At 66.6% G+C, this 17,108-nt stretch carries 15 protein-coding genes and 1 pseudogene; 8 read left to right on the forward strand and 8 right to left on the reverse strand.

Features of this window, described 5'->3' with window-relative positions:
- Position 1: 1 nt before the first annotated feature.
- Positions 2 to 831: pseudogene (locus ACZLHH_RS06530) on the reverse strand (DUF72 domain-containing protein).
- Positions 828 to 1,271 (reverse strand): VOC family protein, encoded by a 444-nt coding sequence (locus ACZLHH_RS06535; protein WP_032128347.1) that lies wholly within the window; start codon positions 1,269 to 1,271, stop codon positions 828 to 830. The pseudogene ACZLHH_RS06530 and the gene ACZLHH_RS06535 overlap by 4 nt, the downstream one beginning before the upstream one ends.
- Positions 1,272 to 1,381: 110 nt before the next feature.
- Here ACZLHH_RS06535 and ACZLHH_RS06540 point away from each other — a divergent pair, with 110 nt between their 5' ends.
- The 3 genes from ACZLHH_RS06540 (at position 1,382) to agp (ending at position 6,241) form a co-directional block, all read left to right on the forward strand.
- A complete protein-coding gene (locus ACZLHH_RS06540) occupies positions 1,382 to 2,941 on the forward strand; it encodes a serine hydrolase (RefSeq protein ID WP_180844845.1) in 1,560 nt (519 codons plus the stop codon).
- 199 nt (positions 2,942 to 3,140) lie between these two features.
- Positions 3,141 to 4,973, forward strand: coding sequence for a multidrug efflux ABC transporter SmrA (gene smrA, locus ACZLHH_RS06545; protein WP_180844846.1), 1,833 nt, complete (start codon positions 3,141 to 3,143; stop codon positions 4,971 to 4,973).
- 44 nt (positions 4,974 to 5,017) lie between these two features.
- Positions 5,018 to 6,241: a bifunctional glucose-1-phosphatase/inositol phosphatase gene (gene agp / locus ACZLHH_RS06550; protein WP_180844847.1), complete on the forward strand. Its 1,224-nt coding sequence runs from the start codon at positions 5,018 to 5,020 to the stop codon at positions 6,239 to 6,241.
- A gap of 142 nt (positions 6,242 to 6,383) precedes the next feature.
- On the opposite strand, the gene ACZLHH_RS06555 is transcribed toward agp, so the two are convergent.
- Positions 6,384 to 8,192, reverse strand: a complete 1,809-nt coding sequence (locus ACZLHH_RS06555) for a DUF885 domain-containing protein (protein WP_180844848.1) — start codon at positions 8,190 to 8,192, stop codon at positions 6,384 to 6,386.
- 112 nt (positions 8,193 to 8,304) lie between these two features.
- Between ACZLHH_RS06555 and ACZLHH_RS06560 the strand changes: the two genes are divergently transcribed.
- Positions 8,305 to 8,661 (forward strand): GFA family protein, encoded by a 357-nt coding sequence (locus ACZLHH_RS06560; RefSeq protein WP_180844849.1) that lies wholly within the window; start codon positions 8,305 to 8,307, stop codon positions 8,659 to 8,661.
- 32 nt (positions 8,662 to 8,693) lie between these two features.
- The gene (locus tag ACZLHH_RS06565; RefSeq protein ID WP_180844871.1) at positions 8,694 to 9,473 is read left to right on the forward strand and encodes a DUF4349 domain-containing protein; all 780 of its coding nucleotides are present in this window, start codon (positions 8,694 to 8,696) and stop codon (positions 9,471 to 9,473) included.
- A gap of 31 nt (positions 9,474 to 9,504) precedes the next feature.
- Here ACZLHH_RS06565 and ACZLHH_RS06570 read toward each other — a convergent pair whose 3' ends face one another.
- Together ACZLHH_RS06570 and ACZLHH_RS06575 are read right to left on the reverse strand one after the other, a co-directional pair.
- Complete coding sequence (locus ACZLHH_RS06570; RefSeq protein WP_005415831.1) at positions 9,505 to 9,798, reverse strand: hypothetical protein; 294 nt, start codon at positions 9,796 to 9,798, stop codon at positions 9,505 to 9,507.
- A gap of 68 nt (positions 9,799 to 9,866) precedes the next feature.
- Entirely contained in the window at positions 9,867 to 10,811 is a 945-nt protein-coding gene (locus ACZLHH_RS06575) for a LysR substrate-binding domain-containing protein (protein ID WP_180844850.1), read from the reverse strand.
- A 115-nt stretch (positions 10,812 to 10,926) separates the two neighbouring features.
- On the opposite strand from ACZLHH_RS06575, the gene ACZLHH_RS06580 reads away from it, so the two are divergent.
- Positions 10,927 to 11,799, forward strand: coding sequence for a DMT family transporter (locus ACZLHH_RS06580; protein ID WP_049461770.1), 873 nt, complete (start codon positions 10,927 to 10,929; stop codon positions 11,797 to 11,799).
- 655 nt (positions 11,800 to 12,454) lie between these two features.
- On the opposite strand, the gene ACZLHH_RS06585 is transcribed toward ACZLHH_RS06580, so the two are convergent.
- On the reverse strand, positions 12,455 to 13,357 hold the full coding sequence (locus ACZLHH_RS06585) for a peptidylprolyl isomerase (RefSeq protein ID WP_180844851.1): 903 nt from the start codon (positions 13,355 to 13,357) through the stop codon (positions 12,455 to 12,457).
- Between the two features lie 136 nt (positions 13,358 to 13,493).
- Here ACZLHH_RS06585 and ACZLHH_RS06590 point away from each other — a divergent pair, with 136 nt between their 5' ends.
- On the forward strand, positions 13,494 to 13,859 hold the full coding sequence (locus tag ACZLHH_RS06590; RefSeq protein WP_004150914.1) for a PadR family transcriptional regulator: 366 nt from the start codon (positions 13,494 to 13,496) through the stop codon (positions 13,857 to 13,859).
- Complete coding sequence (locus ACZLHH_RS06595) at positions 13,856 to 14,845, forward strand: sensor domain-containing protein (RefSeq protein ID WP_180844852.1); 990 nt, start codon at positions 13,856 to 13,858, stop codon at positions 14,843 to 14,845. Before ACZLHH_RS06590 ends, ACZLHH_RS06595 begins: the two co-directional genes overlap by 4 nt.
- 214 nt (positions 14,846 to 15,059) lie before the next feature.
- Here the strand turns inward: ACZLHH_RS06595 and ACZLHH_RS06600 are convergent, their stop codons facing one another.
- Both ACZLHH_RS06600 and ACZLHH_RS06605 read right to left on the reverse strand, forming a co-directional pair.
- A complete protein-coding gene (locus tag ACZLHH_RS06600; protein WP_049421663.1) occupies positions 15,060 to 16,367 on the reverse strand; it encodes a polyhydroxyalkanoate depolymerase in 1,308 nt (435 codons plus the stop codon).
- Positions 16,368 to 16,460: 93 nt separating this feature from the next.
- Positions 16,461 to 17,051: a class I SAM-dependent DNA methyltransferase gene (locus ACZLHH_RS06605; protein WP_180844853.1), complete on the reverse strand. Its 591-nt coding sequence runs from the start codon at positions 17,049 to 17,051 to the stop codon at positions 16,461 to 16,463.
- Positions 17,052 to 17,108: the final 57 nt, after the last annotated feature.

Genomic DNA, 17,108 nt, shown 5'->3' on the forward strand with positions numbered 1-17,108 from the left:
GCTATCCGCGTGAGGAATTGCTGGCCCCATCTACCCGCCACTGCAGGGCCATCGCCGCCGCCGGGTTGCGTGCCTTGCCCGCACCAATGCACAGCAGGTAGACCTCGCGCGGTTCTGACGGTGCCGGCGCGGCCTGGCAGGGCAGGTCGTCCACCGGCTCGCCGCGTGACCAGTGGAGCGCGCGTTCGGCCCAGCGCTGCTGCAGGGGTGCCGGCAGACCCTCGTTCAAGCGGGCTTGGCTGCGCTTGATCCGCGCGTAGACGAGGCTGGCACTGACATCGCCGTGTAATGGCGCCTCGTCGCTGTCCTCGATCACCAGCGCCACGCCGTGTCGACGGGCGCAGCAACCAGTGCCGGGCCATGTGCCTCGGCGTTGCGGACCTCCAGCGCATGCTGCAGCGTCACCCCTTCCAGTTGCTTCGGCAGCTGCGCCATCAGGGCACCCAATGCATCAGTATCGGCCGGATGGCGCGGATCGAACTGCCACAGCAACGGCCCGAGCCGGTCACCGAGTGCAATCGCCGCCTGCAGGAAGGGCGCGGCCGCTTCCACCGTGCTGGACAGGTCGCGGCGCTGTACCAGGTACCGTGGCGCCTTCATCGAAAACTGGAAGCCTTCCGGCGTCTGTGCGGCCCACTGCGCGCACTGCGCCGCGGTGGGCGTGCGGTAGAAGGTGCCGTTGATTTCGATGCAACGCAGGGCACGGCTGGCATGGGCCAGTTCTTCACGCTGCGGCAGGCCAACCGGGTAGAAAACGCCGCCGCGCCATTCGGGAAACACCCAGCCACCAATGCCGCAGCGGATCTCCGCCTGCCGGGCGGTCGCGGTCACTGGCCGTGGTCCGCGCGCCACGGGTCGTAGCTGCCGAACCACCACAGATAGCCTTCCGGGTCGGCGCAGGCGTAGCCGCGTCCGCCATAGTCCTGGTCGGCGATGTCGATGACAATGCGGGCACCGGCGGCCTTGGCCCGTGCATAGTGCGCATCGGCATCGGTGACGATCACGCAGGCGTTCTGGGTCTGGCGGCCGCCGACCTCATCAGGCATCGCCGCATGCTGGTTCCACTCGCTTTCCTTGTCGGCCGAGCCGAGCATGATCATGCCGGTGCCGAAGGTCAGCTGTGCATGGAACACCGTATCGCCATCGGCGTAGACGGCCTGGGCATGGAAGCCGAAGGCGCGCTGCAGCCAGTCGATGGCGGCCTGCGCGTCGCGATAGCGCAGGCATGGAATGATGGTGGAGCCGTTGCTCGGTTGGCCGTTCCCGCCCATGACACCCCTCCTATGGCACAGGGCAGGGTGCGCTGCAGACCGTTACCATCGCGCGAAACCCCGGTGACGGCCTGCACATGGCCGCCACCCCTGTTCGGAGATCGTGCTGGATGAAACCCTGGATTGGAGGAGCCGTGCTGCTGGCGTGCACGACCATGGCGAGTGCTGCCACCCCGGCGCAGCTGCAGGACCTGGATGCGACCGTCGAGCGCGTGCGCGCGCAGTTCGACGTGCCCGGCATTGCCGTGGCAGTGGTCAAGGATGGCGAGGTGGTGCTGGAACGCGGCTGGGGCGTGCGCGAGCAGGGCAAGCCGGAACCGGTGCAGGCCGATACGCTGTTCGCCATTGCTTCCAACACCAAGGCGTTCACCGCCACCTCGCTGAACCTGCTGGCCGAGGACGGCAAGCTGAAGATGGACGACAAGGTGATCGACCACCTGCCGTCGTTCCGCATGTCCGATCCGTTCGTGACCGGGCAGATGACGATCCGCGACCTGCTGTCGCATCGCAGCGGGCTGAGCCTGGGCGCAGGTGACCTGCTGTTCTGGCCGACCACCTCCTACAGCAATGCCGAAGTGGTGGAGCGGCTGGGCAAGGTGCCGCTGAAGGGCGGTTTCCGCGAGAGCTATGCGTACGACAACATCCTGTACGCGGTTGCCCAGCAGGTGATCGAGCATGTCTCCGGCATGAGCTACCGGCAGTTCCTGCAGACCCGCATCTTCGACAAGGTGGGCATGGCCGGCACACGCTACAACGCCGATCACCTGAAGCCGGGCGACAAGGCCGCGGTCGGCCACGCCAAGTACGATTTCAAGGACCTGCGTACCGTTGCACCGCTGACCTGGTCGAACAATGCCGGCGCCGGTGGCATCTATTCCAGTGCGCACGACATGGCGCGCTGGATGCAGGTGCAGCTGGACGAAGGCAAGCTGGCCGATGGCACCGCGCTGTTCAGCGACAAGAGCCAGCAGCAGATGTGGCGGATGATCACGCCGCAGTCGATTCCGGCGCCGAGCGTGCCCGAGCTGGCACCGGCGCGCGCCAACTTTGCCGGCTACGGCGAAGGCTGGAGCCTGAGCGACTACCGCGGCCGGAAACTGGTCTGGCATACCGGTGGCTGGCCGGGCATGGTCTCGCGTTTGACCCTGGTGCCGGGCGAGAAGCTGGGCGTGGTGGTGCTGACCAACCAGGAAGTAGGCGCGGCGTTCAACGCGATCACCCTGAGCGTGCTTGATGCTTACCTGGGCGGTGAGAAGCACGACTGGGTGGACGCCTATGCCAAGGCCGTGGCCAAGGGCCAGGACAAGGCCGACGAGGCCTGGGCCAAGCACCAGAGCGCGCGTGACAAGGGCAGCAAGCCATCGCTGGCACTGGCCGGCTACACCGGCACGTTCCGCGACCGCTGGTATGGCGACATGCAGGTCAGTGCCGAGGGCAAGGGCCTGCGCCTGCGCTTCATGAAGACCGCGCAGCTGAGCGGGCGCCTGGAGCATTGGCAGCATGACACCTTCATCGTGCGCTGGGACGACCGTTCGCTCAACGCCGACGCGTTCGTGAACTTCAGCCTGGATCCGGACGGCAAGGTGCGCGAGGTGCGCATGCAGTCGATCTCCGACCTGACCGATTTCAGCTTCGATTTCCAGGACCTGCTGTTCACCCCGGTGAAATGACGCCGCCGGGCGTGGCCCGGCGCTGCCGTTTGACGAATCCCATCGGTAGTGCCGGCCGCTGGCCGGCAACCTGATGATCCCCGGAAGCGTCGCGAGGGGGCCGGCCAGCGGCCGGCACTACCGGAACCGCGGCGATCATCGGCTGGCGTACACACGCGGCGTGGGATACTCCGCCGGCTATTGATGGCGAGGGAATGCGATGTTCCGTTGGTTTGAATCCCTGATTCCGGTGTTCCCGCCCGTGGACGGGCGCATGCCGCCGCGCAAGGTGCTGCCGTTCTACCTGCACTACCTGCGCCCGGTGTGGCCGGTGCTGCTGGCCACCCTGATCGCCGGCCTGCTGCTGGCGCTGGTGGAAGTGGCGATGTTCGATTACCTGGGCCGCATCGTCGACATGGTCGCCGAGCAGCCGGGGGCCGATTTCTTCAAGCGCCATGCCAATGAGCTGGGCTGGATGCTGTTCATCACGGTCATCGCGCGGCCGATCCTGGTCGGCCTGCACAACCTGCTGGTCAACCAGGCCATCGTGCCTGGCCTGAGCAACCGCTCGCGCTGGCTGATGCACAACTACGTGGTGCGGCAGAGCCTGAACTTCTTCCAGAACGACTTCGCCGGCAGCGTGGCCAACCGGGTGATGCAGACCGGTACCTCGCTGCGCGAGTCGGCGGTGCAGATGGTCGACTCGCTCTGGTACATCGTGGTCTACACCGGCACCGCGCTGTACCTGTTCGCGCAGGCCGACTGGCGGCTGATGGTGCCGTTGATCCTGTGGCTGCTGGCCTATGCAGTGATCCTGGCCTACTTCGTTCCGCGCGCGAAGGAACGCGCATGGATCGCCTCCGAAGCGCGTTCCAAGGCGATGGGCCGCATCGTTGATGGCTACACCAACATCCCCACGTTGAAGCTGTTCGCCCATGGCGGACGCGAGCAGGCCTATGTGGCCGAGTCGATCCAGGAACTGGCGGTCAAGCACCGTGCGCAGACCCGCATCACCACCGGCATGGACCTGACCATCGCCATCGTCAACGGTTTCCTGATTGCCGGTACCTGTGGGCTCGCGCTGTGGCTGTGGAACGGTGGCCACATCACTGTTGGCGCGATCACGCTGGCGACCGGCCTGGTGATCCGCATCCACAACATGTCCGGCTGGATCATGTGGACCATCAACGGCATCTTCGAGGACATCGGTACGGTGCAGGATGGCATCACTACCATCGCCCAGCCGCTGACCGTGCAGGACCGCGAGGATGCGGTGCCGTTGCAGGTGACCCGTGGTGGCGTGCACTTCCAGGACATCCACTTCCACTACGGCAAGAAGGGCGGTGTGATTGCCGGACTGGACCTGGTGGTGAAGCCGGGCGAGAAGATCGGCCTGGTCGGTCCTTCCGGTGCCGGCAAGTCGACCCTGGTCAACGTGCTGCTGCGGCTCTACGACCTGGAAAGCGGCCGCATCCTGATCGACGATCAGGACATCGCCCATGTCACCCAGGAGAGCCTGCGCCAGCAGATCGGCGTGGTCACCCAGGACACCTCGCTGCTGCATCGCTCGATCCGCGACAACCTGCTGTATGGCCGCCCCGATGCCACTGACGAGCAGCTGCATGCCGCCGTGGCCAAGGCGCGCGCCGCAGCCTTCATCGATACGCTGGTGGACGGGCAGGGCCGGCGTGGCTACGACGCGCACGTGGGCGAGCGCGGCGTGAAGCTGTCCGGTGGTCAGCGCCAGCGCATCGCCATCGCCCGCGTGCTGCTGAAGGACGCACCGATCCTGGTGCTGGATGAGGCGACCTCGGCACTGGACTCGGAAGTGGAAGCGGCGATCCAGGACAGCCTGGACCAGCTGATGGGCGGCAAGACGGTGATCGCGATCGCGCACCGGCTGTCGACCATCGCACGCATGGACCGGCTGGTGGTGATGGACCAGGGCCGCATCGTCGAGACCGGCACCCACGCCGAGCTGATTGCGGCCGGTGGCCTGTATGCGCGGTTGTGGGCGCGGCAGACCGGTGGTTTTGTGGCTGCAGACCAGTAGACCCACGCCATGCGTGGATGCATTCCTTGGGGTCGGAGGCCCGCATGATTCGTTCTCTACGCCCCCTGCTGCTGGCGCTGGTGCTGGTCGCCACAGCCGCAGCCGCTGCATCGCCATCAGTGGAAGGCGAAGCCCTCGAGCAGGTCATCCTTCTCAGCCGCCACAACCTGCGCGCACCGGTGGTGGCATCGGGCGCGTTGGCCAATGCGACTCCGGAGCGCTGGCCGAGCTGGGACGTAGGCGCCGGCGAGCTGACCAACAAGGGCGGCGTGCTGGAGGTCTACATGGGCCGTTACATCGGCCAGTGGCTGCGGCAGGCAAAGTTGCTGCCGGCAACGGGCTGCCCGCAGCCGAGCGACTTCCACGCGCACGCCAACAGCCTGCAGCGCACCCAGGCCACCGCGCAGTTTTTCGTTGCCGGTGCGTTCCCGGGCTGCCACGTGACGGTGGAACAGCGCATGCCGCTGGGCACGATGGATCCGTTGTTCAATCCGGTGATCCACAACGGTGATGCGGCCTTCCGCGAACGCGCGTTGTCGGCGATGCAACAGGCGCAGGCCGCATCGGATCTGGCACCGGCGCTGGCGGCGGTGGAGGCGATCACCCGCTACCCGCAGTCGGCTGCGTGCGCAGGCCGCAGCGAATGCCACCTGACGCCGGCCGATTCCATTTTCAGCGCAGAGCCGGGCAAAGAACCGCGTACTTCCGGTTCGCTGGCCCTGGCAAGCGGGTTGGTCGATGCCTTGTTGATGGAGCACTACCAGGGAAGTGGCATTCCCGGCGAAGGCTGGGGCCGATTGAACACGGAGGACCAATGGCAGGCGCTGGCGCAGGTCCGCAACCACTACCAGGACATCCTGTTCGGAACACCCGAGGTGGCGCGGGACGTGGCCGCGCCGCTTTTGGCAAGAATAAACGGGCTGTTCGAAGATCCGGCGTCACCGAAGGTGAGCCTGCTGGTCGGCCACGATTCCAACATCGGTTCCGTGCTGGCGGCGCTGGGAATCACGGACTACACGTTGCCGGGCCAGTATGAGAAGACACCGATCGGCGGCCTGCTGCAGTTCGAGCGCTGGCGCGACCGCCAAAGCGGTGGCGAGCGCTTCCGCCTGGCCTACGTCTACCCGACCACCGCGCAACTGCGAGATGCGCTGCCGTTGAGCGATGTACAGCCACCCGGTCGGGTGGAGCTCGCGCTTCCCGGGTGTGGGCAGAATGGATGCAGTGACGTGCAGTTCGAGCGCGTGCTGCATCGCGCGGTGAATTGAATGCCATCCACGCATGGCGTGGATCTACTGGCAGGCGGGTAGTAGATCCACGCCATGCGTGGATGGGTCCATCCCGGGACGCCGAACAGAAAACGGCCCGGGTTTCCCCGGGCCGTTCCGTTTCCAACTCACACTTGCGCGATCACTCGATCGGCTGGTCCAGCATCAGCTGGCGTGCGAAACGCACCGGCGGGGCGCCGTAGGACAGCATCTGGTCGTGATAGGCCTTGAGGTTGAACTTGTCACCCAGCTTGTCCTGCATCGCCTTGCGGGTGTCGAAGTGTTCCTGCGCACCGACGAAGTAGGTCGGCAGCTGTGCCGAGGTCAGCTGCGCGCGCACCCACTTGCCCGAGGCTTCGCTTTCCTGCTGGAAGGCGTCATGGGTCATCAGGTGCATCGCCTTTTCGCGATCCCAGTTGTCCACGTGCACGCCCTGGTCGAGGATCGCGTTGGAGATCGTGCGCAGGTAGAACTTCAGCTGCACCAGGTGGAACAGCGGGTCGTTGTTGAGGTAACCCTGCTCCTGCATCATGCGCTCGGTGTAGACCGCCCAGCCTTCGGCGAACAGGCCCGAACGCAGCACCGCACGCAGGGTGGAGGGGAACTTGGCCGAATGCCAGCCTTCCAGGTAGTGGCCCGGGGTGCCTTCGTGGATGCTCAGCAGGTGGATCATGCGCGAGTTGTACTCACGCAGGAACGAGTCGACCTGCTTGTCGTTCCAGTCGTCCGGAATCGGCGACACGGCGTAGAAGGTCTTCAGGTTCTTGTCCAGCGGGCCCGGCGAATCGCAGTAGGCCACGGCCACGCCACGCTGGAATTCCGGCATCAGGATGATGTCCACCGGCGCGTCGGGCAGGGTCATCAGATCGTGCTCGCGCACGAATGCGGTGGACTGCTCCAGTGCGGCCTTGGCATCGTCGACGACCTTGTCGCGTGCCGGCTTGTCGGCGTAGGCCAGCTCCAGCGCGGCCTCGATCGCCTTCTGCTGCTGCTCGTCGGTCGGCTGTGCCGGCATCTCCGGTGCGCCCGGCTTGTCCTTCAGCACGGTCTGCGCGATGCCGTACATGTCTTCGCGCACGCGCTTGAGTTCGGCGCGTGCTCGCTCACCGATCTCCTGGCGCGACAGCGACGAGTTCAGCGCGAATTTCAGCTTCTGGTCGTACTTTTCCGCACCGATGCGGAAGTCGCCCTTGGCGTTCGGCACCAGGGTCTTGTCCAGCCAGGTCTGCTGTTCGTCCACGGCCTTCTTCAGGCCATCGATGGCGGCCTGCAGGCGCTGCTGGTCGGCCTGCGGCAGTTCGCCGATGTGCGGGGTGATGAAGGTATCGACGATGCTGAGGATGCCCTTGTTCTGCTTGGCCACCGTCTCGGCGTGGATCTTCGGCACGCGGGCCGGATCCAGGTTCTCGCGCGCCTGGGCGAAGATCGCCGGCAGCTTTTCCATACGCGCGGTGGCCGACTTCAGGCGCTCCGGCAGCGGCGCGAACTCGCGCGCCATCAGGCCGTAAATCGCGCTGCCGGCGATGCCGTTGTACAGCTGCGGGTCCCACTTGCCGGACTGCAGCACTTCGGCGTTCCAGATTTCCGACTGCAGCTGGTTGCGCAGGATCGCCGCGTCCACCTGGTTCTCGCGGCCCAGCTTGGCCACCTCGATCTTGTCCAGCTCGCCCAGCAGCGCCTTGTAGGCGGCCAGGGTCTTCTGCTGGCCGGCGGCGCTCAGGTCGTCGATCTCGCTGTCGTAGCGGTGGTCACCGATCTGGGTGGCGCTGACCGGCGAGAGCTGCATCCAGGTGTCCAGGGCGCGCTTGGACAGGTCGGCGAAGGCGGCATCAACAGCCGCGTCACCGGCCTGCTGGTTGGCGGCCGGGGTGGAACCGTTGGTCGGGGCGTCGGCCGGCTGGCAACCGGCCAGGGCGGCGACCAGGGCGAGGGCAAGAAGATGCGGGCGCATCGGCGTTCCTGTACAGGGTCAAACCCCGAGCATAGGCCCCCGGGGCTGCTTTGTCCCCGTGCCATAGGATTACCATGGGCGCAGACAGGGACTCTCCAGCGGAGCGCAGGACATGGAATACCAGGGAAGCTGCCATTGCGGCAGGATCGCATTCACCGTACAGGCCGAGACGCCGATCAGCGATGTCATCGACTGCAACTGCTCGATGTGCCGCCGCCGCGGCAGCCTGCTGTGGTTCGCGCCGCGTGAGGCGTTCCAGCTGACCACCGATCCGGCGGAGGTGGCCACCTATCATTTCAACAAGGCGCATATCGATCATCACCATTGCCGTGAGTGTGGCGTCGCGCCGTACAGCGAAGCGGTGGACCCGCGCACCGGTACGCCGATGGTGGCGGTGAACGTGCGCTGCGTGCCGCAGGTCGATCTGGCCACATTGGCCGTCATGTCCTACGACGGAGCGGCACTGTGAGGCCGCTGCACGCGTGGACGCGCGTGGTGGCGATGCCATTGCTGCTGGTTGCATTGGCAGCCTGTGCCAAACACGGCGATGCGGCGGCCGATGCAGGCGCCACTGCCGCCGAAGCAGCCGTTGCTTCACCGGAAGGCGCATTCCTCGCCTACGAACACGATGTGCAGGTGCAGCTGGAAGCGGCGCAGATCGCACCGCGCATCCAGCAGGTGGCGCAGGCCTGCCAGAGCGCGAAGTTCGGTGACTGCGCGGTGCTGCAGGTCGATCAGCGCAGTGGCGAGCAGCCCAGCGGCGAGGTCAAGGTACGCATCGCGCCGAAGGGCACGGAGCCGTTGATCGCGTTGGCCGGTGAGGGCGGCACGCTGCAGTCGCGCAACACGCGTGCCGAGGACCTCGCGCAGGCCGTGGCCGACACCGCGCTGACCAAGGCGCGGCTGGAGAAGGAACACGCGCGGCTGCTGGCCTACCAGGACCGCAAGGACCTGAAGATCGAGGACCTGATGGCGATCACCACGCGGCTGTCGGAGATCGAGGCGGGTGTCGAGCAGGCCAACAAGGATGCCGCGCAGCAGCGCCGGCGCATCGATACCCAGCTGGTGACGATCCACTTCGATACCACCTCCGGCCAGCGCAGCCGCAGCGAGATCGGTGAGGCGCTGAGCGAGTCGGGCAGCATCCTCAGCACCAGCGTTGCGTTCCTGATCCGCGCGGTCGCAGCGTTGCTGCCGGTGGGCGTGCTGGCCCTGGTCGTGGCCTGGGGTGTGCGGGCGTGGTGGCGTCGCCGCCGCCGCAGGCTGCCGCCCAGCCTCTGAGGTGAAGGTTGATGCCGGCAACCCGCCGGCATCAGCCCTCGTCGGTCTCGTACTCGACGAACACGTCCAGCTCCAGTGCCAGTTCCTGCACGGCATCGCGCACCTTCTGCGCGGTGCTTTCATTGCCGACTTCCACTTCCAGTTCGTGGATGCCCGGGCCGATGTCATCGGACAGCCCGGCCGAACTGGAATCGTCGTCGTCCATGTGCGGCATCAGGTCGTCGGTTTCCTCGACATGTTCGATGCCGTCCAGGCCGAGCAGCAGGTCGCTGATGGCACGGGCGTCGTCTTCGGTTCCGGTGATGCGCAGTCGCAGCATGGCCATGGCGTCGATACGGTGTGGGGTTGCCTGCAGCCTAGCCAGCGTGAAGCAAAGAACGGGTGAGGGCGCAGTCAGGCGCGTGTGGCCGGGCGCCCGAGCAGGCTTTCCGGCAACGCGGGAATCGGCGTGCGTTCGTCCTGCGCCTGCTCCAGCAACCAGTCGATGAACAGGCGCGCGGCGTGGCTCGGCGGTTGCCCTTCGGCGTGCACTACGTGATACGCATAGCGCGCTTTCAGTGCCGGGCCGGGCAGGCGTACCACTTCGTAGCGCTGCAGGTAGGGCTGCGCGATGTGGGTGCGTGCCAGCACCGCGCCCATGCCGTACACCGCAGCACGCATCGCATCGGTACTGTCGGCGAAGGTGTGCATCGGCGGCAGTGGCGACGGCGGGCGCACGCCGGCATGGCGGAACCAGTCACGCCAGCCCTGCGGCGACAGATCGGTCAGCAGCGGCAGGTCGGCGATGCGCGCCGGATCGACCAGCGCTTCGACTCCGGCCAGTGCCGGTGAGGCCACCGGGAACAGGTAGTCGTCCATCAGGTGCTGCGCACGCAGGCCCGGCCATTGGCCCAGGCCATAGCGGATACCGACTTCCGGGCCGTTGTCGTCGTAGCGGTCCAGACCGCTGCCCGTGTGCAGTTCGATGCGGATGTGCGGATAGGCCTGGGTGAAGCGTGGCAGCCGTGGCAGCAGCCAGCAGTAGGACAGCGAGCGCAGCGTGGTGATCCGCAACGGCACGCTGTCGGCATCCGGTTGCAGGTGATGGGCGACGGCCGCGACATCGGAGAAGGCGGCGCTGGCGGCGTCGGCCAGCTGCCGGCCCTCGGCAGTCAGGCGCACGCCACGGGCGTGGCGCAGGAACAGCCGGGTCTCCAGCACCTCCTCCAGCCGGCGCACATGGTGGCTGACCGCGCTGGCGGTCAGGTGCAGTTCCTGCGCGGCCTGGGCGAAGTTCTGGTGGCGCGCGGCGACCGCGAACACGGCCAGTGCGGGGAGCAGGGAAGGGCGTAGCTGCATGTCGAGCCTCAAACCATATTTGTGGCTGGCAGCGATACTACGCGCTTGTGCGGCGGGCGTCTGCGCCCGATCCTGTCTGCCTTGGCGAGGAACAGACGATGGACGGAGGCAGGGCATGAATGCGGTCCCACAGGTGGCCGAGCGCGACTGGCGCACGCCGCTGGAATTGACCCTGCTGGGCGCCATCTGGGGCTGCTCGTTCCTGTTCATGCGGGTGGCGGTGCCGTCATTCGGCCCGTTCGCGCTGGTCGAGGTGCGGCTGGTGCTGGGTGCGCTGGTGCTGCTGCCGTTCCTGTGGCGGGCGCGTGCGCAGTTTCCGCCGCGGCGCTGGCTGTGGCTGGCACCGATCGGCTTGATCAACTCGGCGCTGCCGTTCGTGCTGTTCGCCTATGCCGCCGAACAGGCACCGGCCGCGATCGGTGCGATCTGCAATGCGATGACGGTGCTGTTCGCCGCGCTGATCGCCTTCCTGTTCTTCGGTGAGAAGATCGGCATGCGCCGTGCGGGCGCGTTGCTGGTCGGATTCGCCGGCGTGGTGGTACTGGCCACGGCCAAGGTCTCTGGCCTGAGTATCGGCACCGCGGTGCTGGCCGGTGCGGCGGCCTCGCTGCTGTACGGTCTGGGCGTGAACCTGGTGAAGCGGCACATGACCGGGCTGCCGTCGGCGGCTGCTGCGGCGGCAACGCTGTCCTGTGCTTCGCTGTGGATGCTGCCGATGGCGGTCAGCCACTGGCCGCAGGCGGCGATTCCGGCCAAGGCGTGGGGCGCGGCGATTGCCCTGGGCGTGGCCTGTACCGGCCTGGCGTTCCTGATGTTCTATCGTTTGATCGGCCGTATCGGCCCGTCGCGTGCGTCGACGGTGACCTACCTGATTCCGCTGTTCGGCGCGGCGTTTGCGTGGTTGTTCCTCGGGGAAGCGGTGACGGTGCAGATGCTGATTGCGGGTGCGTTGATCCTGGGGAGCGTGGCGGTGAGTCAGAAGGGCTGATGCGTTGGCGTTTTGCGCGTGGCGCGTGCTGAAGGTGCTTCATCGTTCATGGGCGTTACTTTTCTTTGTACGCAAAGAAAAGTAACCAAAAGAAACGTTCCGCCGGTCACGAGCCGATGCTGCGCATCGGTGCCCTGCGCTCCTCGGCCCGTCGAGGGACGGCGCGGGAACTCGCTGCGCTCAGACACCCGCGCCTCTTCGCCCTCGCCGGACCTGCGGTGCTCGGCTCGCTCAAGGCGGACCCAGATCAAAGGCCACAGCTGCACCCAGTAGATCCACGCGATGCGTGGATGCTTTTGCGGTTGATCTTGACCTTCCAGTCCGCCTTGAGCGAGCCGAGCATCGCAGGGGAATCAGGGGCGAAGAGGCGCCGATGTCCTGTAGAGCCGACTGCTAGTCGGCTGACTTCCTCGCGCCGTCCCCTGATTCACCGAGAAGCGCAGGGGACCGGCGTGCGAAGCACGGCGGCTCGCGACCTGGCGGCGCGTTTCTTTTGGTTACTTTTCTTGATGGCGCACCTCCCTGTGCGCCACCCTCCGGGCCGGCTGCGCCGTTCCGCGCTGCTCCTGCAGCGCGGCGCGCGTACAAAGAAAAGTAACGCCCATGAACGATGAAGCACCTTCAGCACGCGCCACACGCAGAACCCGCGACGGCGTTACTTCACCGGCACCGGAACATTGCAGAGATCGATATGCCCCGCCGGGCGCTTGTAGAAATCATCCACGCGATTGCGACGCGCCTCCACCGTATCGGCGAACGTCTTCGAATCGGTGCGCAGCACCTGGATCGGCGTGCGCTCGGCCGCCGGCACATCGCTGGCGCGGCGGATCGACACGATCGGCGTGCGCAGCTTCGGGTCGGTGTAGAAGCCCATCGGCGCCGGGCCGCGCGGGATCGCGCTGAGCAGTTCCATGCCCTTCAATACGCGACCGACCAGGGTGATGTTGCGGTCCAGCTGGCGCGGCGACTGGCCGGTTACCACATAGAGTTCGGCGCCGATGCTGCTGTCTTCCTCGTTGCTGCGGCCCGCGCCGAGCATGCCGTAGCAATGCGCCAGCCAGGCCTTGCCGGCCTGCGGGTCCTGGCCGACCGGGAAGCCGTCGACGAATCCAGTCTGCGCCGCCCAGCCATCGCGATCCGGCAGCACGCTGACCTTCAGGCCGGCGCTGGCGCGTTCGAATTCGGCCGGCAGCTTGCGCGCGGCGCTGCCGAACGGCTTGGCCTTGGCCGCGTCATCGGCATCGGCATCGCCGAACTGCACCACGAAGTTGTCCTGCGAGCGGTAGATGCTGGTGCCGTCCCAGAAGTGCTCGCGGGCGAAGGTCTGGATGTTGGCGACATGGCGCGGGGCGAACTGCGGCGCCAGCTCGATGATCACCCGCCCGGCCGGCAGGTCCATGTACAGCAGGTTGGCCGGGTCCGGGGTGCGCCAGTCGCTGGCCGCCGAAGCATCAAGAATCTGCTGCGGACTGCGGTAGGGCGTGGCCGCGCTGGCCATGACGGGCAGCAGGCAGGACAGGGCGAGGGCGGTCAGGGCAAGGCGACGACGGTGCGGCATGGGATCCCCGGAACATGAACGAGGCTTCGATTCTGCGTGAGCGGCCCGGCCACGCCAACCGGCAGAGTGACTAACGACACATTCGCTATACCGAACTTCGCACTACTGTGGACTTCAACGTAGTGGAGGGCCGGTCATGTCCGAGGACGATGTCCACCTGAAGAAGTTCCAGAAGGAACTCAGCGCTGGAACGGTGTCGCTGGCCCTGCTGGCGGTGCTGGCCCGGGCTGGGGAGCCGCTGTACGGCTACCTCATTGCCAAGGAGCTGGAGCGGGTGGGCGAGGGCGTGCTGAGCGGCAAGCAGAGCGCGCTGTACCCGGTGCTGCGCAATCTGGAGGGCGCCGGCCTGCTGGAAAGCCATGTGGAGCCGTCCAGCAGCGGGCCGCCGCGGCGCTACTACCGCATCAATGAACGTGGCCGCGAGGTGTTGGCGCAATGGCGCCAGGCCTGGCAGGCCACCCGCGATTCCGTCGATTCCGTGTTGGAGGGGGTACCACAATGAACGACCCGAGCCTGGCAGGCAGTGCCCTGCCGACCACCATTCCGCAGTACCTGGCGCAGCTGCGCGCGGCGCTGGAAGGCGCCGACCCGGCGATGGTGCAGGACGCGCTGTACGACGCCGAGGAATACCTGCGCTCGGAGCTGGCGGCGCAGCCCGGCCGCAGCGAGGCCGAGGTGATCGCCGACGTTGCCGGCAGCTACGGTGCGCCGGAAGAAGTGGCCGAGATCTACCGCGAGACCGAAGTGACGGTGAATCGCGCGCTGCGCACGCCACGTGCGGATACCACGCCGGTGCTGCGTGCTGCGGCGGAAGCCAGTGGCGTCGAGCCGGCCGCGCCGCCGCCGGCGCCGGTGCAGCGCTCCCTGCTGGCGCGCTTCTTTGGCGTGGTGACCGACCCGCACACCTACGGTGCGCTGTTCTACATGCTGCTGTCGCTGGCCACCGGCATCTTCTTCTTCACCTGGGTGGTGACCGGCCTGTCTTTGTCGCTGGGCCTGTTGATCCTGATCATCGGCATTCCGCTGACCGTGCTGTTCTTCGGCTCGGTGCGCGGGCTGGCGCTGCTGGAAGGGCGGCTGGTGGAAGCGCTGCTGGGCGAGCGCATGCCGCGCCGCCCGCGTTACACCGACCGCAGCCGCACGTGGCTGCAGCGCATCGGCGACATGTTCACCGATGGCCGCACCTGGCTGACCCTGCTGTATTTCGTGCTGATGCTGCCGTTGGGCGTCATCTACTTCACCATCGCGGTGACGTTGCTGTCGCTGTCGCTGAGCCTGATCTGGGCGCCGGTCGCAGCGATCTTCAGTGGTGACATTCCGGGCGTGTACGTCGACGGCGTGAACGTGCTGCCGATGGCGGCCTCGCCGCTGGTGGCGATCGTGGTTGCCGCCGTGGGCGCGTTGCTGCTGCTGCTGACGATGCATCTGGCACGCGGCATCGGCAAACTGCACGGGCTGATCGCCAAGAACCTGCTCGTGCGGCTGTAAGCGGGAATCCACGCTTCGGTAGGCTTCGCTCTGGTAGGTGCCAACCTTGGTTGGCACGATCCATCAGTGCAGGGGCGCTTGGCGGAATTCGCTTCGGTAGGTGCCAACCTTGGTTGGCACAATCCATCAGATACCGGGATTCAGGGTAGAGCGCCAACCAAGGTTGGCATCTACCAGGGCATACCGACCAAGGTCGGCACCCACCCTGGGCGAGTTACCCCGCCTTTCGCCGCAACGGGGTGACGTTGCTCTTCTTCTTCGTGACCTTCGCCGCCGGTGCTTCGGCATGCGCGGCGAAGAAATCGCGCACCTTCGGGTACACCACTTCGCGCCAGCGACGGCCGCTGAAGATGCCGTAGTGGCCGGCACCTTCGACAATGAAATGCTCACGGCGGTCAGCGTCGATGCCGGTGCACAGCGCCTGCGCCGCTTCGGTCTGGCCGAGGCCGGCGATGTCGTCCAGCTCGCCTTCGATGCTCAGCAGCGCGGTATCGCGGATCGCCGACGGATCGACCTTCTCGCCGTTGACCACCCACTCGCCACGCGGCAGCAGGAAGTCCTGGAACACCACGCGGATGGTATCGAGGTAGTACTTGGCCGGCATGTCCAGCACCGCGTTGTACTCGTCGTAGAAACGACGGTGCGCGTCGGCGTCTTCCAGGTCGCCCTTGACCAGGTCGGTGTAGAAGTCCCAGTGCGAGCTGAAGTGGCGGCTCGGGTTCATCGACAGGAAACCGGCGTGCTGCAGGAAGCCCGGGTACACGCGGCGGCCGGCGCCGGGATAGCTGGCCGGCACGGTGTGGATGACGTTGTTCTCGAACCACGACAGCGGGTTCTGCGTGGCCAGGTTGTTCACTGCGGTCGGGCTGCAGCGTGCATCGATCGGGCCACCCATCATCACCAGCGTGCGCGGCGTCGGCTCGCCACGGCTGGCCATCAGCGAAACCGCAGCCAGCACCGGTACGGTCGGCTGGCACACACTCACCACGTGCAGGCGCTCCACGCCGAGGTGGCGGATGAACTCCTGGATGTAGGCGATGTAGTCGTCCAGGCCGAACTCGCCTTCGCTGGCCGGCACCATGCGCGCGTCGACCCAGTCGGTCACATACACGCGGTGGTCGCGCAGCAGCGTGCGCACGGTGTCGCGCAGCAGCGTGGCGTGGTGGCCGGACAGCGGCGCCACCACCAGCACGAACGGCTGGTTGAGCATGGTGTGCAGCTGGTCGGCTTCATTGCTGTGGCGCTTGAAGCGCAGCAGCTTGCAGAACGGCTTGCTCACTTCCTCGTGCACGACGATCGGCACGCGCTCGCCATCGACGTCGATTTCGTTGATGCCCCACTCGGGCTTCTCGTAATCCTTGCCGATGCGATGGAAGAGTTCATTGACCGCCGCCAGGCGATCAGCGCCGGGCATCTGCGACCACCAGTGGCCCTGGTTGGCGAAGAACCTGGCGTTGGCCTGGGCCTGGTGCACCCAGGGGGCGAGCAGGTTGCGGGTCAGTTCGTGCAGTTGATAGAGCATGACGACCGAATATGTATGGTCATATGTTGCCGCGCAGCATATCCCATCCGGGTGTCCCGCAGGTTAAGTTGGCTGAAAATAATGAATCCGGATTCATATCCGTTCCAGCGCGGCCGCATCGCCTGCCAGGGCGGGACCGAGCCAGCAATGCGACCCTACCGGCTGCAGACCGTGCCGGGCCAGCGTCCGCCGGTACCAGCGCGCCGGGCGGGCCTGGAAACCCTCGTGGTCGCCCTCGAACGCGTCCTCGGCGGCGAAGGTCTCCAGGAAGGCCACGCCGCCGGTCAGCTCCGCCACGCCGGCCAGTCCGGCACGCAGCTCACGGTCGGGCACGTAGTGCATCACGTCCGAGCAGATCAGCAGGTCGACCGGGGCGCAGGGCCGCAGCCAGGCGAAATCACCGAAGCGGGCCAGGTGCAGGTTGCGGGTGCGGCCGTAGCGGCGCACAGCGTACTCGCTGCTGTCGAAGCCGAGGTATTCGACCTTCGGACGCAGCTTCAGCAGGGGCGCACGCCAGGCGCCTTCGCCGCAGCCGATATCCAGTACGCTGCGGATCGGTCGCTCCAGGTAGTACTCGGCGCTGGCCACAGCCAATGCCACCTTGCGTGCCAGGCGGGCGCTGCCACCGATGTCGGCACGTCGGTACCAGCGTTGGAAGTAGGCGGCGTCGTAGGTCTTGTCCATGGGGCGGTGCACGATCGGGGAAAACGGCGCCTATCGTACGGTGTTGCGGCGTGCCAT

This window comes from Stenotrophomonas sp. 28608_Sma (assembly GCF_056486185.1).